The 24851-nt window shown below is 69.7% G+C and carries 18 protein-coding genes; 12 read left to right on the top strand and 6 right to left on the bottom strand.

Features of this window, described 5'->3' with window-relative positions; all coding sequences use genetic code 11:
* Positions 1 to 141: 141 nt before the first annotated feature.
* On the bottom strand, positions 142 to 1059 hold the full coding sequence (locus tag ACFWHU_RS01685; RefSeq protein ID WP_387223949.1) for a LysR substrate-binding domain-containing protein: 918 nt from the start codon (positions 1057 to 1059) through the stop codon (positions 142 to 144).
* Positions 1060 to 1205: 146 nt separating this feature from the next.
* Here ACFWHU_RS01685 and ACFWHU_RS01680 point away from each other — a divergent pair, with 146 nt between their 5' ends.
* Positions 1206 to 2318 (top strand): bile acid:sodium symporter family protein, encoded by a 1113-nt coding sequence (locus ACFWHU_RS01680; RefSeq protein WP_387223159.1) that lies wholly within the window; start codon positions 1206 to 1208, stop codon positions 2316 to 2318.
* A gap of 122 nt (positions 2319 to 2440) precedes the next feature.
* Here ACFWHU_RS01680 and fdhD read toward each other — a convergent pair whose 3' ends face one another.
* The 5 genes from fdhD to ACFWHU_RS01655 all read right to left on the bottom strand — a co-directional run bounded on the left by fdhD (position 2441) and on the right by ACFWHU_RS01655 (position 9457).
* Entirely contained in the window at positions 2441 to 3280 is an 840-nt protein-coding gene (gene fdhD / locus ACFWHU_RS01675) for a formate dehydrogenase accessory sulfurtransferase FdhD (RefSeq protein ID WP_385804033.1), read from the bottom strand.
* A 57-nt stretch (positions 3281 to 3337) separates the two neighbouring features.
* Positions 3338 to 4198, bottom strand: a complete 861-nt coding sequence (locus ACFWHU_RS01670) for a 2Fe-2S iron-sulfur cluster-binding protein (protein WP_385804036.1) — start codon at positions 4196 to 4198, stop codon at positions 3338 to 3340.
* Positions 4195 to 6246 (bottom strand): NAD(P)H-dependent oxidoreductase subunit E, encoded by a 2052-nt coding sequence (locus tag ACFWHU_RS01665; protein WP_387223156.1) that lies wholly within the window; start codon positions 6244 to 6246, stop codon positions 4195 to 4197. Before ACFWHU_RS01665 ends, ACFWHU_RS01670 begins: the two co-directional genes overlap by 4 nt.
* A 6-nt stretch (positions 6247 to 6252) precedes the next feature.
* Positions 6253 to 8211, bottom strand: a complete 1959-nt coding sequence (locus ACFWHU_RS01660) for a molybdopterin oxidoreductase family protein (RefSeq protein ID WP_387223153.1) — start codon at positions 8209 to 8211, stop codon at positions 6253 to 6255.
* A 274-nt stretch (positions 8212 to 8485) separates the two neighbouring features.
* Complete coding sequence (locus ACFWHU_RS01655; RefSeq protein WP_376501434.1) at positions 8486 to 9457, bottom strand: 2-dehydropantoate 2-reductase; 972 nt, start codon at positions 9455 to 9457, stop codon at positions 8486 to 8488.
* Between the two features lie 187 nt (positions 9458 to 9644).
* Here ACFWHU_RS01655 and ACFWHU_RS01650 point away from each other — a divergent pair, with 187 nt between their 5' ends.
* From ACFWHU_RS01650 to ACFWHU_RS01600, 11 genes are all read left to right on the top strand, one after another.
* Complete coding sequence (locus tag ACFWHU_RS01650; protein ID WP_387223151.1) at positions 9645 to 11054, top strand: OFA family MFS transporter; 1410 nt, start codon at positions 9645 to 9647, stop codon at positions 11052 to 11054.
* The gene (locus tag ACFWHU_RS01645; RefSeq protein WP_381792294.1) at positions 11017 to 11163 is read left to right on the top strand and encodes a hypothetical protein; all 147 of its coding nucleotides are present in this window, start codon (positions 11017 to 11019) and stop codon (positions 11161 to 11163) included. The genes ACFWHU_RS01650 and ACFWHU_RS01645 overlap by 38 nt, the downstream gene beginning before the upstream one ends.
* 137 nt (positions 11164 to 11300) lie before the next feature.
* The gene (locus ACFWHU_RS01640) at positions 11301 to 12248 is read left to right on the top strand and encodes a beta-ketoacyl-ACP synthase III (protein WP_385804049.1); all 948 of its coding nucleotides are present in this window, start codon (positions 11301 to 11303) and stop codon (positions 12246 to 12248) included.
* Between the two features lie 90 nt (positions 12249 to 12338).
* Positions 12339 to 13022 carry a GntR family transcriptional regulator gene (locus ACFWHU_RS01635; protein ID WP_385804052.1) on the top strand — a complete coding sequence of 228 codons (684 nt, stop codon included), beginning with the start codon at positions 12339 to 12341 and terminating at the stop codon, positions 13020 to 13022.
* Between the two features lie 320 nt (positions 13023 to 13342).
* A complete protein-coding gene (locus tag ACFWHU_RS01630; protein ID WP_078074231.1) occupies positions 13343 to 14524 on the top strand; it encodes an ROK family transcriptional regulator in 1182 nt (393 codons plus the stop codon).
* Between the two features lie 196 nt (positions 14525 to 14720).
* The gene (locus tag ACFWHU_RS01625; protein ID WP_385804055.1) at positions 14721 to 16253 is read left to right on the top strand and encodes a sugar ABC transporter ATP-binding protein; all 1533 of its coding nucleotides are present in this window, start codon (positions 14721 to 14723) and stop codon (positions 16251 to 16253) included.
* Complete coding sequence (locus tag ACFWHU_RS01620; RefSeq protein WP_385804057.1) at positions 16250 to 17320, top strand: ABC transporter permease; 1071 nt, start codon at positions 16250 to 16252, stop codon at positions 17318 to 17320. Before ACFWHU_RS01625 ends, ACFWHU_RS01620 begins: the two co-directional genes overlap by 4 nt.
* Positions 17321 to 17413: 93 nt before the next feature.
* On the top strand, positions 17414 to 18445 hold the full coding sequence (locus ACFWHU_RS01615) for a substrate-binding domain-containing protein (protein ID WP_385804060.1): 1032 nt from the start codon (positions 17414 to 17416) through the stop codon (positions 18443 to 18445).
* Between the two features lie 52 nt (positions 18446 to 18497).
* Positions 18498 to 19724 (top strand): Gfo/Idh/MocA family protein, encoded by a 1227-nt coding sequence (locus ACFWHU_RS01610; RefSeq protein ID WP_385804062.1) that lies wholly within the window; start codon positions 18498 to 18500, stop codon positions 19722 to 19724.
* A gap of 12 nt (positions 19725 to 19736) precedes the next feature.
* Complete coding sequence (locus ACFWHU_RS01605) at positions 19737 to 20741, top strand: sugar phosphate isomerase/epimerase (RefSeq protein WP_078074226.1); 1005 nt, start codon at positions 19737 to 19739, stop codon at positions 20739 to 20741.
* Positions 20742 to 21092: 351 nt separating this feature from the next.
* A complete protein-coding gene (locus ACFWHU_RS01600; RefSeq protein ID WP_385804065.1) occupies positions 21093 to 24797 on the top strand; it encodes a ThuA domain-containing protein in 3705 nt (1234 codons plus the stop codon).
* The last annotated feature ends 54 nt before the right edge of the window (positions 24798 to 24851 follow it).

The raw sequence follows: 24851 nt of genomic DNA, 5'->3' as shown, positions 1-24851 counted from the left end.
GGAATCTCCACCGAATCTGTACGGTGCGATTACGGTCCCCGCCAGGCACGGAGGGCTTGGCCTGTACCACCGCCTCGGTGTGGCGGGTTCTCGTCGGTTGCGGATGTGGTGGCTGAGCCGTGAGCGGCGCGCCTCGGCGCCTCAGCGCGCGTCGGCGGGGCGGTGCAGCCGGTCGCCGCCCGCCAGGATGGCGGCGGCGAGCGCGTCCGCCGGGCTCCGGTCGGCCCCTCCCGGGACGCCCGCCCGCCGTCCGTGCCCGCCGCGCCGTCCGTGCAGCAGGACGAAGTCCACATCACCCAGCTCCGGCAGCCCCGCGCGGGCCGGCACCGGCACCAGGCCCGGCGGGATCAGACCACGGGTGTGGGCCATCACGCCCAGCCCCGCGCGGGCCGCCGCTACCAGCCCGCTCAGGCTCGCGCTCGTACAGGCGATGCGCCACGCGCGGCCGTCCGCCTCCAGCACCTCCAGCGCGCGGGCGCGCGTGATGCCGGGCGCGGGGAACAGGATCAGCGGCACCGGACGCTCGGGGTCGATCCGCAGCCGCGGCGCCCCGATCCAGGTCAGCGTGGACTGCCACACCAGTTCGCCGTGCGTGTCACCGCCCCGGCGCTTGGCCAGCACCAGATCCAGCTCGCCGGCCGCCAGCCGCTCATGGAGCGTGCCGGAGAGTTCGACGGTCAGCTCCAGATCGACCTCGGGGTGGTCGGTGCGGAAAGACTCCAGGATCTCGGGCAGACGCGTCAGGACGAAGTCCTCGGAGGCGCCGAAGCGCAGCCGGCCCCTGAGGCGGGTCCCGGAGAAGTACGCCGCCGCCCGCTCGTGGGCCGCGAGGATCGTACGGGCGAAGCCGAGCATGGCCTCACCGTCCTCGGTCAGCTCCACGCTGTGCGTGTCCCGCGTGAAGAGCTGCCGGTCCCCGGCCGCCGCCTCCAGCCGCCGTACGTGCTGGCTGACCGTCGACTGCCGTACGTCCAGCCGCCGGGCGGCCTGCGTGAAGCTCAGGGTCTGTGCCACGGCCAGGAAGGTGCGGAGCTGGACGGGGTCGTACATGCGGCCCAGGGTAGCTCCCGTCATCGCGGAACGTGATGACAGTCAGAGCCGTATGCGGGATTCCCGATCAAGCTCGGACCCTGGACGATGGAGAGCGCGCGATCCGTCCCGGAACCCGGACAAGATCCAGAGCAGAGCAAGAGCCAGTGGAGCACATGAACCGCCGCACCTCGTCCCCCCGTCCGCGCCCCTTCCGCCGTCGCCCGGCCTCCTCCTCGTCCCCGGCATCATCGGCCCCCCGTACGGGGTGGCGCCGGTTCGCGCGTCTGCCGGTCGACCCGTACATCCTCGTCCTCCTCGGCACCGTCGCCCTCGCGGCGCTGCTGCCCGCGTCCGGCACCACGGCGGACGTCGCCGGCGGGGCGACGACCGGCGCGGTCGCGCTCCTGTTCTTCCTGTACGGCGCCCGGCTCTCCACCCGTGAGGCGCTGGACGGCCTCAAGAGCTGGCGGCTCCATCTGACCGTCCTGGCCTGCACGTTCCTGGTGTTTCCGCTGCTGGGGCTGGCCGCGCGGGGACTCGTGCCCTTCGCCTTGACACCGGAGCTCTACAGCGGGCTGCTCTTCCTGTGCCTGGTGCCCTCGACGATCCAGTCGTCCATCGCCTTCACCTCCATGGCACGCGGCAACGTGCCCGCGGCGATCTGCGCCGGGTCCTTCTCCAGCATCGCGGGCATCGTGGTGACACCGCTGCTCGCCGCCCTCCTGCTCGGCGGCGGCGCCAACGGGTTCTCGCCCGACTCACTGCTGCGGATCGTGGCGCAGTTGCTGCTGCCCTTCGTGGCGGGGCAGTTGCTGCGCCGCTGGGTCGGCGGATTCCTCACCCGGCACCGCACGCTGCTGGGCCGGGTGGACCGCGGATCGATCCTGCTGGTCGTCTACACGGCCTTCAGCCAGGGCATGGTGGCCGGCGTCTGGAGCCGGGTGACTCCGGGGAGGCTGGGCGCGCTGTTCGCGGTCGAGGTGGTGCTGCTCGCGGCGATGCTGACGGTCAGCTGGTACGGGGCGCGCCGGCTGGGCTTCGACAGGGCGGACCGGGTGGCGATCCAGTTCGCCGGGTCGAAGAAGAGTCTCGCGGCGGGGCTGCCGATGGCGAGTGTGCTGTTCGGCGCGCAGGCCAGCCTGGCGGTGCTGCCGCTGATGCTGTTCCACATGCTGCAACTGGTGGTCTGCGCGATGATCGCGAAGCGCCGCTCGCGCGAGCCCCTGCCCGACGAATCGCTGTCCGATGCCCCATCCGCGGACCGGCCGACCCCCGTGCGGGCCTGAACACCGGGCGAAACCCAGGCGAACCGAGCCCCACAAAAAAGCAGGAGGGACCCCGGCCGGCGCAGGGGGCGCTCCCCGCCGGCCGGGGCCTTGTCCCGTGTATCCCGTGCCGCGGCGGCGCGTCACACCTCGCTGTGGAGGGCGATGCGCTCGTCGCCGGCATACACGTTCATGGAGGGGCCGCGGAGGAAGCCGACCAGGGTCAGCCCGCTCTCCGCGGCGAGGTCGACGGCGAGGGACGACGGTGCGGAGACCGCCGCCAGGATCGGAATCCCGGCCATCACCGCCTTCTGGGCGAGTTCGAAGGACGCTCGCCCCGACACCAGCAGGATCACCCGTGACAGGGGCAGCAGACCCTGCTGGAGGGCCCGGCCGACAAGCTTGTCGACCGCGTTGTGGCGGCCCACGTCCTCCCGGATGTCGAGGAGTTCTCCGTCCTCGGAGAACAGGGCCGCCGCGTGCAGACCCCCGGTCCGGTCGAAGACCCGCTGTGCCGCCCGCAACCGGTCGGGGAGGTCGGAGAGCAGAGCCGGTTCGACACGGACCGGGGGAGTGTCGGCGATCGGGAAGCGCGCCGTGGTGCGTACGGCGTCGAGGCTGGCCTTGCCGCACAGGCCGCACGAGGACGTGGTGTAGACGTTGCGTTCCAGCGTGATGTCCGGCATCGGGACGCCGGGCGCGAGCTGGACGTCCACCACGTTGTACGTGTTCGAGCCGTCGTCCGTCGCACCGGCGCAGTACACGATCGACCGGACGTCGTCGGCCGAGCCGAGGACGCCCTCGCTGACCAGGAATCCGGCGGCGAGCGCGAAGTCGTCGCCCGGTGTGCGCATGGTGATGGCGAGCGGCTTGCCGTTCAGCCGGATCTCCATGGGCTCCTCGGCGACCAGGGTGTCCGGGCGGGTGGTGACAGCCCCGTCCCTGATGCGGATGGTGCGGCGGCGCTCGGTGACGCGTCCCACGGTGATCCTCCCCTTTCCTCGCTCGATCCGGCTCTGCTGGTGCTGGTCCCGATGCCGCTACTGGCGCTGTTGCGCGTGCTGGTAGCCGAAACGGCCCTTGATGCACAGGTTGCCGTGGGTCACCGGGTTGTCGTGCGGTGAGGTGACCTTGACGATCTCATTCTCCTGCACGTGCAGCGTGAGGTTGCAGCCGACGCCGCAGTACGCGCAGATCGTCGTGGTCTCCGTCTGCGCCGACTCGTCCCAGGTGCCCGCCTCGCGCATGTCGAACTCGGACTTGAAGCTGAGCGCGCCCGTCGGGCAGACCTCGATGCAGTTGCCGCAGTAGACGCACGCCGATTCGGGCAGCGCCACGGCGTGCTCCGTGGAGATACGGGCGTCGAAGCCGCGCCCGGCAACGGAGATGGCGAAGGTGTTCTGCCACTGGTCGCCGCACGCGTCCACACACTTGTAGCAGAGGATGCATTTGTCGAGGTCCCGGACGTAGAGATCGTTGTCGATCTTCGGCGTCTCGTTGACGCGGGCCGCGTCGGGCCCGAACCGGTCGGGCTTCGCCTCGTACTCCTTGATCCACTCGGCCGCGCGCGGTGTCGTGGACAGGTCGGTCGACGACGCGAGCAGCTCCAGGACCACCTTGCGGCTGGTCCGTGCGCGCTCGGAGTCCGTACTGACCTTCATCCCGGCCTCGGCCCGGCGTGAGCACGCCGGCGCCAGCGTTCGGGCGCCCTCGACCTCCACGACGCAGACTCTGCACGCGTTCTTCGGCGTGAGCGTGTCGCCCTCGCAGAGCGTCGGGATGTCCTTGCCGGCGGCCCGGCAGGCGTCCAGGATCGTGGAGCCCTCGGGGACCCGGGTGGGCTCGCCGTCGAGTGTGAACTCAAGCAGACGGCGCGGCAGTTGAAGAGGAACAACGGTCACTTGAAAGCCCCCAGACGGTCGATGGCGGATTCGACGGCGTTCCACGCGGTCTGTCCGAGACCGCAGATGGAGGCGTCGCGCATGGTCTGACCGACTTCGCGCAGCAGCGCGACGTCGTCCGAGGCCGCGGCGCCCGTACGGTCCTTGATGCGGTGCAGCGCCTCCTCCTGGCGGACGGTGCCGACCCGGCAGGGCACGCACTGACCGCAGGACTCGTCGCGGAAGAACTCGGCGATGCGCAGCAGCGTCCTGGGCAGGCCGACGGTGTCGTCCATGACCAGGATCACGCCGGAGCCGAGGGTGGTGCCGGCGGCCCTGGTCCCCTCGAAGGTGAGCGGGATGTCCCGCTCGTCGGGCCGTACGAAACCGCCGGCCGCGCCACCGAGCAGGATCGCCTTGATCTCGGTCGGTGTGCCCGCGAGATCGAGCAGTTCGCCGAGCGTGGCGCCGAACGGCAACTCGTAGATGCCGGGCCGCTCGACGCTGCCCGAGACGCAGAACAGCTTGGGCCCGGTGGAGTTCTCGGTGCCGATCGCCGCGTACGCCTCGGCGCCCATCGTCAGGATGGGCAGCACGTTGATCAGCGTCTCGACGTTGTTGGCGGCCGTCGGCTTGCCGAACAGCCCCTTCTCCACCGGGAACGGCGGCTTGGAGCGCGGTTCGCCGCGGAAGCCCTCGATGGAGTTGAAGAGGGCCGTCTCCTCGCCGCAGATGTACGCGCCGGCGCCCCGGCGGATCTCGATGTCGAAGGCGTAACCCTGGCCGAGGACGTCGTCACCGAGGAACCCGCGCAGACGGGCCTGGGTGAGGGCGTTCTCCAGTCGGTGCAGGGCGCGCGGGTACTCGCCGCGCAGATAGAGATAGCCGACGTGGGCGCCGGTGGCGTAACCGGCGATCGTCATGGCCTCGATCAGGGCGAACGGGTCGCCCTCCATGATCACCCGGTCCTTGAAGGTGCCGGGTTCCGATTCGTCGGCGTTGCAGACCAGATAGTGCGGCCGGTCGGGCTGGGACGCGGTGGCCTGCCACTTGCGCCCGGTGGGGAAGGCCGCGCCGCCCCGCCCGAGCAGTCCGGCGTCGGTGACCTCCCGGATCACTCCGGCCGGGCCGATGTCGAACGCCCGCCGCAGGGCGGCGTATCCGCCGTGCGACCGGTAGTCGTCGATGCTGAACGGGTCGACGACGCCGACCCGTTGGAGCAGCAGCAGACCTTCCTGCCCGGCCTGCGGTACGGCCATGGCGGCCGAGGGCTCATCGGGGGCGTCCTCTGGAGCCGTGGCGGCGTCGACCAGTGTGTCGACCGTGGCCGGCGCGATGACGGCGAACGCCTGGCGCCGGGGGGCGGGTTCGGCCGGCGAACCGTTGGCGTGCGTTCGCAGGGGTGTGACCGGCGCGCCGTTCGGCGAGTCCCCCGTGCCGAGATCCGCCCGGATGGGGGTGACTTCGGCGTGGACGGGCGCGTCCTTGTCGTCCGGACGGCCCGCCCGCGCCGATGCGCCGACGTTCCTCAGCCGGGGGTCCCGCTGCGCGGGCACGGTGTCGGACGGGGTGCCCGCCTGCAACAGCAGTGCCGCCGGGGCCCGTTCGCACAGCCCGAGACAGGGGCTCGACTGCCAGGTGACACCGTCGGACGCCGAGCCCGCCGCCCCCATCCGTTCCTCCAGGTCCGCGCAGAGCTTCGCGGACCCGTTCCCCGCGCACGCCAGGTCGGTGCAGACGTGCAGCACCTTGGCGGGGCGGGGCTTGACCGCGAACATCGCGTAGAACGTGGCCACGCCGTACGCCTCCGCCGGCGGCACCGTGAGCCGCCGGCACAGGTAGGCGAGCGCGCCCTCGCTGATCCAGCCCACGCGGTCGTTGACGGCGTGCAACCCCGGCAACAGCAGGTCGCGCCGTTCGCGTGCCTCGCGACCACCGCGGGCCCAGCGCAGATCCACGTCCGACCGGTCCGCCGCGCCTTCCCACGCCGACGTCGCGGGACCGAGCAGCGAGTCGACCGCCGCGCGCTCCTCGTCCGTCGGTTCGCTGTCACCGAAGTGCAGGTCCACTGATTCTCAGCTCCTCACTGCTGTCGCCGACATCTCTGTCACGTCTCCGGGCAACTTCTCGATCCGGATGGCCGACGCCTTGAACTCGGCCGTGCCGGCGATCGGGCAGTTCGCCTCGATCGTCAGCTGGTTGGTGTCCACCTCGTCCGGGAAGTGCATGGTCATGAAGGCCAGGCCCGGACGGAGTCCGCGGTCGATCCACACCGGCGCCCGCACCGTGCCGCGCCGTGAGGAGATCTGGACCTCCTCGCCGACCTCGACCCCGTACGTCCGCGCGTCCTCCGGGCACAGCTCCAGGTACTCGCCGCGCCGCAGCGGGGAGGCGAAACTCCCGCTCTGCACACCGGTGTTGTACGAGTCGAGCCGGCGCCCGGTGGTGAGCCTGATCGGGTACTGATCGTCCGTCAGATCCACCGGCGGGTCGTGCTTCACGATGCCGAACGGGGCGAGCCTGCCGCGCCTGGCGGGGTCCGAGTCCCACAACCTGCCGTGCAGATAGGTGGGTTCGATGCGCTCGGTGTCTGGGCACGGCCACTGGATGCCCTGGTGCTCGGCCAGCCGGTCGTACGTCATCCCGAAGTGGTCGGGGGACAGGGCGCGCAGCTCGTTCCAGACGGTCTCCGCGTCCGCGAACTTCCAGTTGTGTCCGAGCCGGCCCGCGATCTCACAGATGATCTCGATGTCCTCGCGCGCCTCGCCCGGCGGGTCGAGCGCCTTGCGTACGCGCTGGACCCGGCGCTCGCTGTTGGTGGTGGTGCCGTCGGTCTCGCACCAGGCGGCGGTGGCGGGCAGGACCACGTCCGCCAGTTCGGCCGTCCTGGTGAGGAAGATGTCCTGCACCACGAGGAAGTCGAGCGCCTTCATCCGGGTCACGGCCTGCTCGCTGTCGGCCTCGGACTGGGCCGGGTTCTCGCCGATGCAGTAGACGGCCCTGAGGTCGCCGGTCTCCATCGCCTCGAACATGTCGGTCAGGTTGAGGCCGTAGTGGGGCTGGATCACGGTGTCCCACGCGGTCTCGAACTTCCGCCGCACATCCGTTTCCAGGATGTCCTGGAAGCCCGGCAGCCGGTTGGGGATGGCCCCCATGTCGCCGCCGCCCTGCACGTTGTTCTGGCCGCGCAGGGGCTGGACCCCGGAGCCGTACCGTCCGACGTGCCCGGTGAGCAGCGACAGGTTGATCAGCGCCCGGACGTTGTCGGTGCCGTTGTGGTGCTCGGTGATGCCGAGGGTCCAGCACAACTGGGCCCGCTCGGCGCGGGCGTAGGCGTGGGCGAGGTCGCGGATCGCCTCGGCGGGTACGCCCGTCACCTTCTCGGCCACGGTGAGGGTCCACGGCTCGACCTCGGCCGCGTACTCCTCGAAACCGGTGGTCGCCTGCTCGATGAACTGCTTGTTCTGGAGGCCCGCGTGGATGATCTCGCGGGCGACGGCGTGGGCGAGCGGGATGTCCGTGCCGACGTTGAGGCCCATCCAGCTCTCGGCCCATTCGGCCGTGCTGGTGCGGCGGGGGTCGACGGCGTACATCCGCGCGCCGTTCCTGATGCCGCGCAGGACGTGCTGGAAGAAGATCGGGTGCGCGAAGCGGGCGTTGGAGCCCCACATCACGATCAGATCGGTGTGCTCGACCTCCTCGTACGAGGAGGTGCCGCCGCCGGAACCGAAGGCCGCGGAGAGTCCGGCGACGCTCGGCGCGTGGCATGTCCTGTTGCAGGAGTCGACGTTGTTGGTGCCCATCACCACTCGCGCGAACTTCTGCGCGACGTAGTTCATCTCGTTCGTGGCACGGGCGCACGAGAACATGCCGAACGCGCCGCGTGCGGCGCCCAGTCCCTCGGCCGCCCGGTCAAGTGCCTCTTCCCAGGTCGCCCGCCGGAACGGGCCGCCCTTCTCGTCCCGCACCAGCGGGTATTCGAGCCTGGCATAGGTCTTCGGCGTGCGATCCCGCCTTCTTGCGCTGCTTTTCACGCTGCGCTCCCTCATGAGTCATGGCTTGTGGCCGCGCCATTGCATACAGTATCCCGGTGGGCCGTGGGAAGTGGAAGCCTTGCGTATGGGTTTTGTGCGGGCGGGGGAGTGGCGGGTCCGTCCGGCGGGCCGGTTCGTCCCGCGGGGTCCGTCCGTCGGGCCGGTTCGTCCTCAATCGCCGGACAGGCTCAATCGAGCCCGTCCGGCGATTGAGGACAGGTGCGGCCAGCGAACCGCGCAACCTGTTGAACGCTCCGGTCGCGCGGCTACGCGGCTACGCGGCCACCCCGCGGGCCAGCAGGTCGGAGATGGCGTCGACCGTGCGGAGCGTCGGCACCTCGATGTCGCACATGGCGGCCAGTTCGACGACGGCCGCGAGCAGCACGTCCAGCTCCATCGGCTTCCCCTTCTCCAGGTCCTGGAGGGTGGAGGTCCGGTGGTCGCCGACCCGTTCGGCGCCGGCCAGCCGGCGCTCGACGGAGATGTCCGGGTGGCAGCCGAGTGCCTCGGCGACCCGGAGCGTCTCCCTCATCATCAGTTCGATGACTTCCCGGGTGCTGCGGTGCAGGCACATCTCCCGCATCGTGGCGCGGGTCAGCGCGCTGATCGGGTTGAAGGAGATGTTGCCGAGGAGTTTGATCCAGATCTCGTCGCGCAGTTCGGCCTCGACCGGACACTTGAGTCCGCCCGCCCGCATGGCCTCGCCGAACTCCTTGGTGCGTGGTGAGAGCGATCTGTCCGGCTCCCCGATGGAGAACCGGGTGCCTTCCAAGTGCCGTACGACGCCCGGCCCTTCCAGCTCCGTCGCCGCGTAGACGACACAGCCGATGGCGCGCTCCGGCGGCAGCACGGCGCTGACCGAGCCGCCGGGGTCGACGCTCTCTATACGGCGGCCGTCGTGCGGGCCACCGTGCCGGTGGAAGTACCACCAGGGAATGCCGTTCTGGGCGGCGATGACCGCCGTGTGGTCCTGGAGCAGAGGCGCGATCAGCGGCCCGCACGCCGCGTACGAATTCGCCTTCAGGCCCAGGAACACGTAGTCGACCGGCCCGATGTCGGCCGGCTGATCGGTGGCGTGCACCCGCGCGGTCCAATCGCCGCGCGGGCTGTACACCCGGACTCCGTGCTGCCTCATGGCCGCCAGATGCGGTCCACGGGCGATGAGATGGACTTCGGCGCCTGCGCGATCGAGCGCGGCACCGACATAGGCGCCGATCGCACCGGCACCGACGACTGCGACTTTCACCGTAGGGCTCTCCGTTCGCTTTGAGGGTGTTGAGAGAAGCGCGGAAAGGAGCACACTTTGCCGACGATATATTGTCTACAGTATGGAATAACTGCCGACAAGACTTCTGTCGTCGGCATACGGTCGACGTGAACAACGAGTGAAAGATCTTCCCAAACGGTCGGGACGGTTCCTAGAGTTCGCGACCATGACCCCACCACTCGCCCCGGTCGGCTGGAGCCGCTGGCTGGTACCCCCCGCAGCGCTCTCCGTGCACCTCTCGATCGGACAGGCCTACGCCTGGAGCGTGTTCAAGCCCCCGCTGGAATCCGCTCTCGGCCTCTCCGGCACCCAGAGCGCCCTCCCCTTCCAGCTGGGCATCGTGATGCTCGGCCTCTCCGCCGCCTTCGGCGGCACCCTCGTCGAACGCAACGGCCCGCGCTGGGCGATGACCGTCGCACTCGTCTGCTTCTCGTCGGGCTTCCTGCTCTCCGCGCTCGGCGCCGCGACCGAACAGTTCTGGCTGATCGTCTTCGGCTACGGCTTCGTCGGCGGCATCGGACTCGGTATCGGCTACATCTCGCCGGTCTCGACGCTGATCAAATGGTTCCCCGACCGGCCGGGCATGGCGACCGGCATCGCGATCATGGGCTTCGGCGGCGGCGCGCTCATCGCCTCGCCGTGGTCCGCGCAGATGCTGGAGTCGTTCGGCTCCACGAGCGACGGCATCGCCAAGGCGTTCCTCGTACACGGCCTGGTCTACGCGGTGTTCATGCTGCTCGGCGTCCTGCTGATCCGCGTACCACGCCCCGACGCGGCGCCGAAGGCGGCTCCGGCCCCCGCGTCGGCCCTGATCACCACCGCGCAGGTCTCCGCCAAATCGGCCGTCCGCACACCGCAGTTCTGGCTGCTGTGGATCGTCCTGTGTATGAACGTCACCGCGGGCATCGGCATTCTGGAGAAGGCCGCCCCGATGATCACCGACTTCTTCGCCGACACCGACACGCCGGTCTCCGTCTCGGCCGCCGCCGGTTTCGTCGCGCTGCTGTCGGCGGCCAACATGGCGGGCCGCATCGGCTGGTCGTCCACCTCCGACCTCATAGGCCGGAAGAACACCTACCGCCTCTATCTGGGCGTCGGCGCCCTGATGTACCTGCTGATCGCCCAGTTCGGCGACGCGTCCAAACCCCTCTTCATCATCTGCGCGCTCGTCATCCTCTCGTTCTACGGAGGAGGCTTCGCCACCGTCCCCGCGTATCTCAAGGACCTGTTCGGCACCTACCAGGTGGGCGCGATCCACGGGCGGCTGCTCACCGCCTGGTCGGCGGCCGGCGTCCTCGGCCCGCTCATCGTCAACCGGGTCGCCGACAGCCAGGAGGAGGCGGGCAAGAGCGGGCCAGGTCTGTACGGGCTCTCGCTGACCATCATGATCGGGCTGCTCGCCATCGGGTTCGTGGCCAACGAGCTGGTGCGCCCCGTACACCCGCGCCACCACCGGCCCGCGGACACCGCCGCGCCCGCGAACGTCCCCGCGCCCGCGAACACGGCCACGAAGCCGGAAGCACCGAAGGAGGCCCCCGATGACCACAGCACCGGAGAGCGGGAACGCAGTGCCTGAGTCCCGGCGAACCGCGCTGATCGTCTTCGCCTGGCTCTGGGTGGGCGTCCCTCTCGCGTACGGTCTGTACGAACTGGTCCGCAAGGCCACCCAGCTGTTCACCGGGTGATGCCTTCGGACGCCGCCGGATGATCCGGAGTCTCCAAGAGGAGGCGGGGAATCCTGTTGGGTCACCTGCCCCCTTACTCGTGAGTCGCTGACGAGACTGGGGATCTCCTGACGTCGACCGAAGAGGGGGTCCCGGGCATGACCGGCACTCGTATCGCCGCGCTCGGGCACTATCAGCCCGCCAAGGTGCTCACCAACGACGACCTGGCGGGCATGGTCGACACCAGTGATGAGTGGATCAGGAGCCGTGTCGGGATCAAGACCCGGCACGTGGGCGGGCCCGACGAGCCCGTGGACGAGATGGCGGCGCACGCCGCGGCGAAGGCGCTCGCCGCCGCCGGTCTGACCCCCGCCGACATCGACCTCGTACTGGTGGCCACGTCCACGGCGATCGACCGGTCGCCGAACATGGCGGCGCGCGTCGCCGCCCGGCTCTCCATGGGCTCACCGGCCGTGATGGACCTCAATGTGGTCTGCGCCGGCTTCACCCACGCGCTCGCCACCGCCGACCACGCCGTACGGGCGGGCGCCGCCACCCGCGCGCTGGTCATCGGCGCCGACAAGATGGCCGACATCGCCGACTGGACCGACCGCTCCACCTGCGTCCTCCTCGGTGACGGCGCGGGCGCCGCGGTCGTCGAGGCCGTCCGGCCGGGCGAGGAGCCCGGCATCGGCCCGGTGCTCTGGGGCTCGGTGCCCGAGATGGGCAACGCCGTACGGATCGAGGGCACCCCGCCGCGCTTCGCGCAGGAGGGCCAGTCCGTCTACCGCTGGGCCACCACGCAACTGCCGCCGATCGCCCGCAAGGTCTGTGAACGGGCCGGAATCGCCCCCGAGGACCTGGCCGCCGTCGTACTGCACCAGGCGAACCTGCGGATCATCGAGCCCGTCGCCCAGAAGATCGGCGCGGTCAACGCGGTCATCGCGCGCGATGTGGTGGACTCCGGCAACACCTCCGCCGCGTCCATCCCGATGGCGCTGTCCAAGCTCGTGGAGCGCGGCGAGGTGGAATCCGGCGCTCCCGCGCTGCTTTTCGGCTTTGGCGGAAATCTCTCTTACGCCGGGCAGGTCATCCGCTGCCCCTGACCGCTACGGTTCTCGGTAGACTGTAGACGATAGCCAATCGTCGTGCCGTTGCCGCGCCCGTTGCCGTAGCCGGCCAGGATGGGGGACCGCATGTTGTCCGCAGGACTGCCACAGGGCTCCGTGCCCAAGCTCGAACGCCCCGGCCCGCTGCGCGAGCGCGTCTACGAGGCGCTGCTCGAACTGATCACCGTGCGCTCGCTCAGGCCCGGACAGCATCTGGTCGAGAGCGAACTCGCCGGCCATCTCGGGGTCTCCCGCCAGCCCGTACGTGAGGCGCTCCAGCGCCTGAACACCGAGGGCTGGGTCGATCTCAGGCCCGCCCAGGGCGCGTTCGTCCACGAGCCGACCGAGGCGGAGGCTGACCAGCTGCTCTCGGTCCGTACGCTCCTGGAGGCCGAGGCCGCGAGGCTCGCCGCCGCGAACTCGGGTTCGGCGGGCATCGCGGCGCTGGAGGCGCTCTGCGCCAAGGGTGAGCAGTCGGTCGCCGACGACGACGTGGAGCTCACGGTCGCGACGAACGCCGCTTTCCACGCGAAGGTGATGGAACTGGCGGGCAACGTGGTCCTCGCGGAGCTGGCGGCGCAGGTGGACCGGCGGGTGCGCTGGTACTACGCGCCGGTGGCGCGGCAGCGCGGCAAGCAGTCCTGGATCGAGCACCGGGCCCTGATCGCGGCGATCTCCGCGCGGGACGAACAGGCCGCGACGCAGGTCATGCGCTCCCACACGGAGCAGACGCGCACCACGTACCACCACCGCGGGGAGGCCGCGGTCTGACGTACTTTCGTACGGGCGAGGGTGAGCCCGTACGATCAGTGACGAGGCGCCTCCGGCAGGACGCGGGGGCGCCTTTGCCATGCGCCGGACCAGGTGATCGCCCACCCCGTGAACCGCCCCCGCGCCCTCGTGGATGCCCCGTGCTCACGGACGGTGAAACGTCTTTGTCCTGACTGTGGAGAAAGTTAGGAGCGATTCCTGCGCAACTTCTTCCCACTCGGGGAAAGCGCTGCTACGTTCCCCTCGAAAGCCCGTCGAAACGACAACCGACGTAGCGACGCATCACAGAGCCGAGAGGCGGGGAGGGGCGCGTGAGACGTATGACCGCACGACCCGCGAACGCTCATCAGGCGCGACTGCTCCGGCTCTTGCGTGACGGTGGTCCCAACTCCCGCGCCCAGCTCGGTGATCAGGTCGACCTCTCCCGCTCCAAGCTCGCCGTGGAAGTCGACCGGCTGCTGGAGACCGGGCTCGTCGTCGCCGACGGACTCGCCGCGTCGCGCGGTGGCCGTCGCTCCCACAACATCCGCCTCGCGCCCGCACTGCGCTTCCTCGGGGTGGACATCGGCGCCACGTCCATAGACGTCGCGGTCACCAACGCCGAACTCGAAGTCCTCGGCCACGTCAACCACCCGATGGACGTCCGCGAGGGCCCGGTCGCCGTCTTCGAGCAGGTGCTCGCGATGGCCGCCAAGCTCAAGGCCTCCGGTCTCGCCGACGGTTACGACGGCGCCGGCATCGGCGTTCCGGGACCGGTCCGCTTCCCCGAAGGTGTGCCGGTCGCGCCGCCGATCATGCCCGGCTGGGACGGCTTCCCCGTACGCGAGGCGCTCAGCCAGGACCTCGGCTGCCCCGTCATGGTCGACAACGACGTGAACCTGATGGCGATGGGTGAGCAGCACGCGGGCGTCGCGCGCTCCGTGGGCGACTTCCTCTGCGTCAAGATCGGTACCGGTATCGGCTGCGGCATCGTCGTCGGCGGCGAGGTCTACCGCGGGACGACCGGCAGCGCGGGCGACATCGGCCACATCCGGGTCGAGCCCGACGGACGCGCCTGCGTCTGCGGCAACAGGGGTTGCCTGGAAGCCCACTTCAGCGGCGCCGCACTGGCCAGGGACGCCGAGGACGCCGCCCGTACGGGCCGTTCCGCCGAACTCGCCTCGCGCCTGGAGGCCGCCGGCCGGCTCACCGCCGCCGACGTCGCCGTGGCCGCCGCGGCCGGTGACCCCACCGCCCTCTACCTCATCCGCGAAGGCGGCAACCGGGTCGGCCAGGTCATCGCCGGGCTCGTCAGCTTCTTCAATCCCGGCCTCGTCGTGATCGGCGGCGGGGTGACCGGACTCGGCCACACCCTGCTGGCCAGCGTCCGTACCCAGGTCTACCGCCAGTCACTTCCACTGGCCACCGGCAATCTCCCCATCGTTCTCGGGGAGTTGGGGCCGACCGCCGGAGTCACCGGCGCGGCCCGGCTCATCAGCGACCACCTCTTCTCCCCGGCCTGACACCGGCAACCCGACGTCAGGCCGTACGGCACACGCTTCACCCGCACTACCGAAATAACAGCAAAAAAAGCAACAAAAGCTCCAACAAAGCACCACCGTTCACCGCACCACCCGCACCGCACCATCCGCATCGCACCGCCCTGTTCCGCACGCCCGCACGCCCGCTCACCGGCCGCATCCGCCGAGGGGATACGCCATGGCACCAGCACCACCCGAAGGCAGCCTGCTCACCATGTCCGGCATCACCAAGCTGTTCCCGGGCGTCCGCGCCCTGGACGGCGTGGACCTGGAGGTGCAGGCAGGCGAAGTCCACTGTCTGCTCGGCCAGAACGGGGCCGGCAAATCCACACTCATCAAGGTGCTCGCCGGCGCGCACCAGCCCGACGACGGTGTCATCACCTGGCGCGGCGAAGAGGTCCAGCTCAAGTCACCCATCGCGGCGATGAAGCTCGGCATCGCGACCATCTACCAGGAACTCGACCTGGTCGAGGGCCTGTCGGTCGCCGAGAACATCTTCCTCGGCCACGAGCCGACCGCCGCCGGCTTCATCGTCAAGGGCGGCGAGGCCAGGACCGCGGCCACCGCGCTGCTCGGACGCCTCGGCCACCCCGAGATCCCCGCGGGCCGGCCCGTCGGTGAACTCTCCGCCGCGCACCAGCAGATCGTCTCCATGGCCCGCGCGCTCTCCCACGACGTACGCCTCATCGTGATGGACGAGCCGTCGGCGGCGCTCGACCCGGACGAGGTCGACAACCTCTTCCGAATCGTCGACACCCTCACCGCCGACGGGGTCGCCGTCATCTACATCTCCCACCGCCTGGAGGAGATCCGCCGGATCGGCGACCGCGTGACCGTCATCAAGGACGGCCGCACCGTCGCCGTGGGTCTGCCGGCGAAGGAGACCCCCACCAGCGAGGTCGTCTCGCTGATGACCGGCCGGGAGGTCGCGTACGTCTTCCCCGACCGCCCGTCGGTCGCCGACGCACCGCGCGGCGAGCCCGTGCTGCGGACCGAAGGACTCACCAGGGAAGGCGAGTTCGAACCGGTCGACCTCGAACTGCGGCCCGGCGAGATCGTCGGCCTCGCGGGTCTCGTCGGCTCCGGACGCTCCGAGATCCTGGAGACCATCTTCGGCGCCCGCAAGCCCACGGGCGGCCGGGTGCTGGTCGACGGCAAGGAGCTGAAGCCCGGCAGCGTCCGCGCCGCCGTACGCGCCGGACTCGGCCTCGCCCCCGAGGAGCGCAAGGCCCAGGCCCTGCTGCTCATCGAATCGGTCACCCGCAACGTGTCGGTGTCCTCGATGTCCCGCTTCTCCCGCGGCGGCTGGCTCGACAGCTCCGCCGAGCGCAAGGCGGCCAGGGCCGCGACCCAGGAACTCTCCCTGCGCCCCGACAACCCCGACGCGATCATCCGCACCCTGTCGGGCGGCAACCAGCAGAAGGTCGTCCTGGCCCGCTGGCTGCTGCGCGGCTGCCGGGTGCTGCTTCTCGACGAACCCACCCGCGGTGTGGACGTCGGCGCCCGCGCCGAGCTCTACTCCGTGATCCGCCGGCTGGCCGACGACGGCCTCGCCGTACTTCTCGTCTCCAGCGAGGTCCCCGAGGTCCTTGGCCTCGCCGACCGGGTGCTGGTGCTCCGGGAGGGCCGTGTCGTCCACAGGTCACCGGCCCAGGAGCTTGACGAGCACCGTGTACTCGACCTTGTGATGGAAGGGAGCCCGACGCCATGAAACAGCCTGCCTCTGAGGCGCAGCAGGGCGGGCCCGACGCCGCACCCGCCGACGCCGTAGCCGTGCCGCTGACCAAGCCCGCCGGAAAGACCCCGGGAGGTTCCGGGAGCCGGCCGCCGCTCGGGCTGCGTCTCGATTTCCGTACGCTCTCGTTGCTCGGCGTGCTCGCCGCACTGATAGTCGTCGGCGGAATCACCAAGCCCGATCAGTTCCTGGACACCAGCAATCTCCAACTGGTGCTCACCCAGGCGTCGATCATCGGTGTCGTCACCGTCGGCATGACCTTCGTCATCACCAGCGGCGGCATCGACCTGTCGGTCGGCGCGATCGTGGCCCTGGCCTCCGTGTGGGCGACCACCCTGGCGACACAGGAGTACGGCTTCGCCGGCATCCTGTTCACCGCGATCATCGTGGGTCTGGCCTGCGGTCTGGTCAACGGAGTACTGATCGCGTACGGCGGCATGGCGCCGTTCATCGCGACCCTCGCGATCATGGCGTCCGCCCGTGGTCTGGCCCTCCAGATCACCGACGGCAACACCCAGGTCGTCACGTTGAAGTCGGTCCTCGACCTCGGCTCCCGCGACTCCTACATCCTGGGCGTCCCGCCGCTCGTCATCATCTTCGCCGCGGTGACGGTCATCGGCTGGCTGCTGCTCAACCGCACCACCTTCGGCCGGCGCACCGTCGCGGTCGGCGGCAACGCGGAGGCGACCCGCCTCGCCGGCATCGACGTGCGCAGGCAGCGGCTCTACCTCTATCTGCTCTCCGGACTGTGCTGCGGTATCGCGGCCTTCATGCTGATCGTGCTGTCCGGCTCGGGACAGAACACGAACGGAAACCTCTACGAACTCGACGCCATCGCGGCGGCGATCATCGGCGGCACGCTGCTCAGCGGCGGTCGCGGCACGATCGTCGGCTCCGTACTCGGTGTCCTGATCTTCACCACCATCACCAACATCTTCGCTCTCAACAACCTGCAGAGCGACGTCCAGCAGATTGCCAAGGGCGCGATCATCGTCGCCGCCGTACTGGTCCAGCGCCGCACGGCGCGCAACGGTGAGGGCTGACCTCGTATCCCCGAGGCCCGATCTCGTACCGCTTCCCGAAGCACCGCTTCCGACGCACCGCTCCATCCGCTCTCCTGAAGGGGACGAACCGTCATGCCAGAAACGAGCCGCAGAGGTCTTCTGTTCGGTACCGCCGCCATTTCGGCCGGTGCCCTCCTCACCGCCTGCACCAGCAACGAGAAGAAGGAGCCCGCCGCCGCCAACGAGCCGGCGGTCGACGACAAGCCCGGCAAGGCCGTCACCATCGGCTTCGCCGGCCCGCAGGCCGACCACGGCTGGCTGGCCGCGATCAACGCGAACGCCAGGGCGCAGGCCAAGAAGTACTCGGACGTCACCCTCGACATCACCGAGGGCTCGAACGACACCGCCGCGCAGATCGGCCAGATCGACTCGCTGATCAACAAGAAGGTCGACGTCCTGGTGATCCTGCCGGCCGACGGCAAGGCCCTCACCCAGGCCGGTCTCAAGGCGATGCGCGCGGGCATCCCCGTCATCAACCTGGACCGGATCTTCGCCGACCCGCAGGCGTTCCGCTGCTACGTCGGCGGCGACAACTACGGCATGGGTGTCAACGCGGGCAAGTACATCGGCGAGAAGCTGAAGGACAAGCCCAACGCCACCGTCATCGAACTGTCGGGCCCCGACAGCCTGGAGCTGACCAAGCAGCGCACCCAGGGCTTCGACGACGCGCTCAAGAACTACCCCAACATCAAGAAGGTCGCCCGCCAGGCGGCCGACTTCACCGTCGAGTCCGGCCAGGCCAAGATGGCCCAGCTGCTCCAGGCGCAGTCCAAGTTCGACGCCCTGTGGAACCACGACGACGACCAGGGTGTCGGCGCGCTGCGCGCCATCGACCAGGCCGGCCGTGACGGGTTCCTGATGGTCGGCGGCGCCGGCGCCAAGTCGGCGATGGACGCCATCAAGGCCGACAACAGCGTTCTGAAGGCGACCGTGCTCTACCCGCCGATCATGGCCTCGACGGCGATCGACCTCGCCCGCGCGCTCGGCCAGGGCAAGGGTGTCAGCGGCATGGCCGGACTGGAGATCCCGGCCCAGGTCACGCTGTTCTCGGCGGTCGTCGACAAGGACAACGTCGACGAGTACCTGCCTCAGGGATTCAGCTGACCGGCTCCGCCAGTCTGCCCCCACACGCGCGAGAGACGAGGAGTAATCCCTTATGACCAGCAGGGAAGCGTCGGAGAAGGAAGCCGGCGCACCGCCGCCACTCGGTATCGGCATGATCGGATACTCGTTCATGGGTGCCGCCCACTCCCAGGGCTGGCGCACGGCGGGACATGTCTTCGATCTGCCGATGCGGCCGCACCTCGCCGCCATCTGCGGGCGGGACGAGACGGCCGTCCGCACGGCAGCCGGCAAACTCGGCTGGGCCGCCGCGGAGACCGACTGGCGGGAACTCATCGCGCGTGACGACGTGCAGCTGGTCGACATCTGTACGCCTGGGGACAGCCACGCGGAGATAGCCATCGCCGCGCTGGAGGCGGGCAAGCACGTTCTGTGCGAGAAGCCGCTGGCCAACTCGGTCGCCGAGGCCGAGGCCATGGTCCGGGCCGCCGAGGCGGCCCGGTCCCGGGGCCAGTTGGCCATGGTGGGCTTCAACTACCGGCGGGTGCCCGCCATCAGTTACGCCCGCAAGCTGATCGAGGAGGGACGGCTCGGCGCGCTGCGGCACGTGCGGGTCACCTACCTCCAGGACTGGCTGGTCGACGCCGAGTTCCCTCTCACCTGGCGGCTCAAGCGTGAGCACGCGGGATCGGGGGCGCTCGGCGACCTGGGCGCGCACATCGTGGACCTCGCGCAGTTCCTGGCGGGGGAGCCGCTGGTCGGGGTCTCCGCGATGACCGAGACGTTCGTACGGGAGAGGCCGCTGCTGTCGGGGGCGTCGGCCGGTCTCTCGGCGTCCGGCGGCGCGGAGACGGGCCCGGTCACGGTGGACGACGCCGCCCTGTTCACGGGGCGGCTCGCCTCGGGGGCGCTGGCGTCCTTCGAGGCCACCCGGATGGCGGCGGGACGCAAGAACGCGCTGCGGCTGGAGATCAACGGCGAGCACGGTTCGCTCGCCTTCGATCTGGAGCGGCTCAACGAGCTCTCGTTCCACGACCAGTCGGAGCCCGCGGTCACCGCGGGATTCCGGCGGATCCTGGTCACCGAGTCCGAGCACCCGTATCTGGACGCCTGGTGGCCGCCGGGCCACGGGCTCGGCTACGAGCACACCTTCGTACACCAGGCCAAGGATCTGGTCGAGGCGATCGCCGCCGGAACCGATCCCGCGCCCTCCTTCGCCGACGGTCTCCAGGTGCAGCGGGTCCTCGCCGCAGTGGAGGAGAGCGCGGAGAAGAACGCCATCTACACACCCGTCCCGGCCCCGGCCGGAATCGAGTCCTGAGGGAAGGTCCGTATGCCACGCCCGTTCACGCTGTTCACCGGCCAGTGGGCCGATCTGCCACTGGAAGAGGTCTGCCGGCTCGCCCGTGACTTCGGTTACGACGGTCTGGAACTGGCCTGCTGGGGCGACCACTTCGAGGTCGACAAGGCGCTCACCGATCCGGGTTATCTGGAGAGCCGCCACCAGCTGCTCGACAAGTACGGCCTCAAGTGCTGGGCGATCTCCAACCACCTGGTCGGCCAGGCGGTCTGCGACAGCATCATCGACGAGCGCCACCAGGGCATCCTGCCGTCCCGCATCTGGGGCGACGGGGAGGCCGAGGGCGTACGACAGCGGGCCGCCGCGGAGATCAAGGACACCGCCAGGGCCGCCGCCGCGTTCGGGGTCAACACGGTGATCGGCTTCACCGGTTCGTCCATCTGGCATCTGCTGGCGATGTTCCCGCCGGTGCCGCCCGGCATGATCGAGCGGGGTTACGACGACTTCGCCGAGCGGTGGAACCCGATCCTCGACGTCTTCGACACCGAGGGAGTGCGCTTCGCCCACGAGGTCCACCCGGGCGAGATCGCGTACGACTACTGGACGACGAAGCAGGCGCTCGAAGCGGTCGACCACCGGCCCGCGTTCGGGCTGAACTTCGACCCGAGCCATTTCGTCTGGCAGGACCTGGACCCGACCGGATTCCTCTACGACTTCCGGGACCGGATCTACCACGTCGACTGCAAGGAGGCGCGCAAGCGTCTCGACGGCCGTAACGGCAGGCTCGGTTCGCATCTGCCCTGGGGCGACCCGCGGCGCGGCTGGGACTTCGTCTCGGCCGGGCACGGCGACGTGCCGTGGGAGGACGTCTTCCGCATGCTGCGGTCGATCAACTACGAGGGCCCGATCTCGGTGGAGTGGGAGGACGCCGGTATGGACCGGCTCTCCGGCGCCCCCGAGGCGCTCGCCGATCTGAAGCGGTTCGACTTCGACCCGCCCACCGCGTCCTTCGACGCGGCCTTCGGCGGCGGCGAGTAGCCGACGACCCTCAAGTCGTAGCCCAACACGAGCCCGGCGGGGACAAGTTCACCGCCGGGCCGTTCGGCATGCCCGGAAGGCCCTTTGTCCTGAGACGGGAAAAAGTTGAACTTCACCGCTGCGCAAGGGCTTTCCGTCTCGGACGAACAGCGTTACGGTCACTGAGATGTACAGGACATGTTGATCTCCGGTGCGACGGCGCGCTCCGGCGAGACAGCAGACCGAGAGCAACAGATGCGGGATCACGGGTGCTTGGACGAGCACTCCCCCCATCCCCCCACCCGAGGTGAGCCCCCATGCTCCTTGTCCCCTCGGACCCGCACGTACGACAGGCACTACCGGAGGACTCTCGTGCACAGTCAACGACGTCCCAGAGGCCGCTCCTTTCTCGCACTGCTGACCGGCGCCCTGCTCGCGGGGTCGACCCTCAGCGCCGTGCCGGCCAACGCCGCCGACCCCGGAAGACAGGCCGCCGCCCCCACGTTTCAGCAGGTGACCCTGGCAAAGGGCGCCGAAGAAGCCGGTGAGCCCATGACCCTGGCGGTACTTCCCGACCGCCAGGTCCTGCACACCTCGCGCGACGGCACACTGCGTATCACCGACGAGGGCGGCACCACCAAGGTGTCCGGCACCCTCGATGTCTACAGCCACGACGAGGAAGGACTCCAAGGAGTCGGCGTGGACCCCGGCTTCGCCCAGAACCGGGCCATCTACCTCTACTACGCGCCCAAACTCGACACCCCCGCCGGCGACGCGCCCGAAACGGGTTCCGCCGCCGACTTCGCCCCCTTCGACGGGGTCAACCGGCTCTCGCGCTTCACGCTGAACGAGGACGGCACCCTCGACGAGGCGAGCGAGAAGAAGGTCCTCGACGTGCCCGCCTCACGCGGCACCTGCTGCCACGTCGGCGGTGACATCGCCTTCGACGCGGACGGCAACCTCTACCTGTCGACCGGTGACGACACCAACCCCTTCGCCTCCGACGGCTACACGCCGATCGACGACCGGCCGGACCGCAACCCCGCGTTCGACGCCCGGCGTTCCTCGGGCAACACCAACGACCTGCGCGGCAAGGTGCTGCGTATCAAGGTCGCCGACGACGGCTCGTACACCGTGCCCGACGGCAACCTGTTCGCCCCCGGCACGGAGAAGACGAAGCCCGAGATCTACGCCATGGGCTTCCGCAACCCGTTCCGGATCTCCGTCGACAAGGAGACGGGCATCGTCTACGTCGGTGACTACGGTCCCGACGCGGGCGCGGCCGACCCGGACCGCGGTCCGGCCGGACAGGTCGAGTTCGCACGTGTCACCGAGGCGGGCAACTTCGGCTGGCCGTACTGCACCGGCGACAACGAGCCCTTCAAGGACTACGACTTCGGCACCGGCGAATCCGGTGCGGCCTTCGACTGTGCGGCGCCCAAGAACGACTCGCCGCACAACACCGGCCTCACCGACCTGCCGCCGTCCCAGGCAGCCTGGATCCCGTACGACGGCAACAGCGTCCCGGAGTTCGGCGACGGCTCCGAGTCCCCGATGGGCGGTCCCGTCTACAACTACGACGCGGACCTCGACTCCCCGGTCAAGTTCCCCGAGGAGTACGACGGGAACTTCTTCGCCGGCGAGTTCGGCCGCAAGTGGATCAAGCGCATCGACCAGGGTGCCGACGGCACGGTCGACTCGATCAACGACTTCCCCTGGTCCGGCACCCAGGTCATGGACCAGGAGTTCGGCCCCGACGGCGCGCTCTACGTCCTGGACTACGGCACCGGCTTCTTCGGCGGCGACGAGCACTCGGCGCTGTACCGCATCGAGAACGCCACCGAGGGATACTCGCCGGTCGCCGTCGCCAAGGCGGACAAGACGTCCGGCACCGGACCGATGGAGGTGGCCTTCTCGTCGGAGGGCACCGAGGACGCCGACGGTGACGAGCTGACATACGAATGGGACTTCGGCGACGGAGGAACCTCCACCGAGCCGAACCCGACCCACACCTTCGAGGAGAACGGCACCTACTCGGCGACCGTCACCGCGAAGGACCCCGGAGGGCTCACCGGCACCGCGTCCGTGCAGGTCGTCGTCGGCAACACCGCACCCGAGGTGAAGCTGGAACTGCCCGCGCCGGGCACGCTGTTCAGCTTCGGTGACGAACTGCCGTTCAAGGTCACCGTGACCGACCCGGAGGACGGGGAGGACATCGACTGCTCCAAGGTCACCGTCCGTTACATCCTCGGCCACGACAGCCACGGTCACCCGATCACCTCGAAGACCGGCTGCGAGGGCACCATCACGGCGCCCGCCGACGCCGAACACGATCCCAACGCCAATATCTTCGGTGTGATCGACGCCGAGTACACCGACGGCGGGGGCGGCGGCCAGGCCTCGCTCACCGGTCACGGCCAGTCCGAGATCCAGCCGAGGCACCGCCAGGCGGAGCACGCCAACGACTCGTCCGGCACCACCGTGACGGATCGTGAGGGAGCCAACGGCGGCAAGACCGTCGGCGGTATCTCGAACGGCGACTGGATCTCCTTCGAGCCGTACCACCTGGCCGGGGCCGCCAAGCTCACCGCGCGGGTCTCCTCCGGCGGCGCCGGCGGCACCCTCGAGGTGCGGGCGGGCGCGGCCGACGGCGAGGTCCTCGGCTCGGCCGAGGTGCCCGTCACCGGCGGCTGGACCACGTTCGAGGACGTCGAGGTGGCCCTGACCGGCGCCCCGGCGGAGACGACCGATCTCGTCCTGACGTTCAAGGGCGGCGAGGGCGACCTCTTCGACGTGGACGACTTCGAGATCACCGGGGAAGCGCCCGCCGCGGCCGGCGAGCGTGTCCTGGTCTTCTCCAAGACGGCGGGCTTCCGTCACGACTCCATCGAGGCCGGCACCCAGGCCCTGAAGGAGCTGGGGGAGTCCACCGAGATCACGGTCGAGTCCACGGAGGACGCGGGCGCGTTCACGGCCGACAACCTCGCGAACTACGACGCGGTGGCGTTCCTCTCCACCACCGGTGACGTGCTGAACGCCGAGCAGCAGACGGCGTTCGAGGAGTACGTCTCCGGGGGAGGCGGTTATCTGGGTGTCCACGCCGCGGCCGACACCGAGTACGAGTGGGAGTTCTACGGTGGTCTGGTGGGGGCGTACTTCGACTCCCACCCGGCGATCCAGCCCGCCACCGTGAAGGTCGAGGACCACGAGCACCCGGCCACGGCCCATCTGGAGGACACCTGGGACCGTACGGACGAGTGGTACAACTACCGCACCAACCCCCGTGAGAAGGCACGCGTACTCGCCTCGCTGGACGAGTCGAGCTACGAGGGCGGCAACATGTCGGGCGACCACCCGATCGCCTGGTGCCAGACCTACGACGGCGGCCGGTCGTTCTACACCGGTGGCGGCCACACCAAGGAGTCGTACGCCGAACCGGCCTTCCGCGACCATCTGCTCGGCGGACTGAAGTACGCCACCGGACAGGTCGAGGCCGACTGCACACCGGCGGGCGGCACCGACCCGGACCCCGGGTACACGGACATCTTCGACGGCGAGACGCTGGACGGCTGGAAGCAGGCCGGACCGGGTCAATTCGACATCGTCGACGGTGAACTGCGTTCCCAGGGCGGCATGGGCCTGCTCTGGTACGAGGCCAAGGAACTCTCCTCGTACTCACTCAAGCTCGACTGGAAGATGGAAGGCGACGACAACTCCGGTGTCTTCGTGGGCTTCCCGGCCTCCGACGACGTCAACTCGGCCGTGAACAACGGCTACGAGGTCCAGATCGACGCCACCGACGCCGACGACCGCACCACGGGATCGGTGTACGGATTCCAGGCCGCCGACATCGAGGCGCGGGACAAGGCGCTGAAGCCGCCGGGTGAGTGGAACAGCTACGAGTTCAGGGTCGACGGGGAGCGCCTCCAGGTGTTCCTCAACGGAGTCGAGATCAACGACTTCACCAACACCGACCCTGTCCGCAGCCTGAAGGACGGCCACATCGGCCTTCAGAACCACGGCGCGGACGACCAGGTCTCCTTCCGGAACATCCAGCTCAAGGAGGGGCCTGCGTAGTCGGCACGGTGAGGTGACCGGGATGTGCCCGGCGGTGGCCAGCAGCCACCGCCG

It is taken from the genome of Streptomyces sp. NPDC060366, from assembly GCF_042725135.1.
GTDB lineage: Bacteria > Actinomycetota > Actinomycetes > Streptomycetales > Streptomycetaceae > Streptomyces.
The sequence above is the reverse complement of the archived record's forward strand: the minus strand, read 5'-3'. Positions and strand labels throughout refer to the sequence as shown.

Excerpts from the sequence above, each read along its gene's own strand:
- ACFWHU_RS01680 (WP_387223159.1), top strand. The coding sequence starts at position 1,206 with ATGAACCGCCGCACCTCGTCCCCCCGTCCGCGCCCCTTCCGCCGTCGC.
- ACFWHU_RS01650 (WP_387223151.1), top strand. The coding sequence starts at position 9,645 with ATGACCCCACCACTCGCCCCGGTCGGCTGGAGCCGCTGGCTGGTACCC.
- ACFWHU_RS01645 (WP_381792294.1), top strand. The coding sequence starts at position 11,017 with ATGACCACAGCACCGGAGAGCGGGAACGCAGTGCCTGAGTCCCGGCGA.
- ACFWHU_RS01640 (WP_385804049.1), top strand. The coding sequence starts at position 11,301 with ATGACCGGCACTCGTATCGCCGCGCTCGGGCACTATCAGCCCGCCAAG.
- ACFWHU_RS01635 (WP_385804052.1), top strand. The coding sequence starts at position 12,339 with ATGTTGTCCGCAGGACTGCCACAGGGCTCCGTGCCCAAGCTCGAACGC.
- ACFWHU_RS01630 (WP_078074231.1), top strand. The coding sequence starts at position 13,343 with ATGACCGCACGACCCGCGAACGCTCATCAGGCGCGACTGCTCCGGCTC.
- ACFWHU_RS01625 (WP_385804055.1), top strand. The coding sequence starts at position 14,721 with ATGGCACCAGCACCACCCGAAGGCAGCCTGCTCACCATGTCCGGCATC.
- ACFWHU_RS01620 (WP_385804057.1), top strand. The coding sequence starts at position 16,250 with ATGAAACAGCCTGCCTCTGAGGCGCAGCAGGGCGGGCCCGACGCCGCA.
- ACFWHU_RS01615 (WP_385804060.1), top strand. The coding sequence starts at position 17,414 with ATGCCAGAAACGAGCCGCAGAGGTCTTCTGTTCGGTACCGCCGCCATT.
- ACFWHU_RS01610 (WP_385804062.1), top strand. The coding sequence starts at position 18,498 with ATGACCAGCAGGGAAGCGTCGGAGAAGGAAGCCGGCGCACCGCCGCCA.
- ACFWHU_RS01605 (WP_078074226.1), top strand. The coding sequence starts at position 19,737 with ATGCCACGCCCGTTCACGCTGTTCACCGGCCAGTGGGCCGATCTGCCA.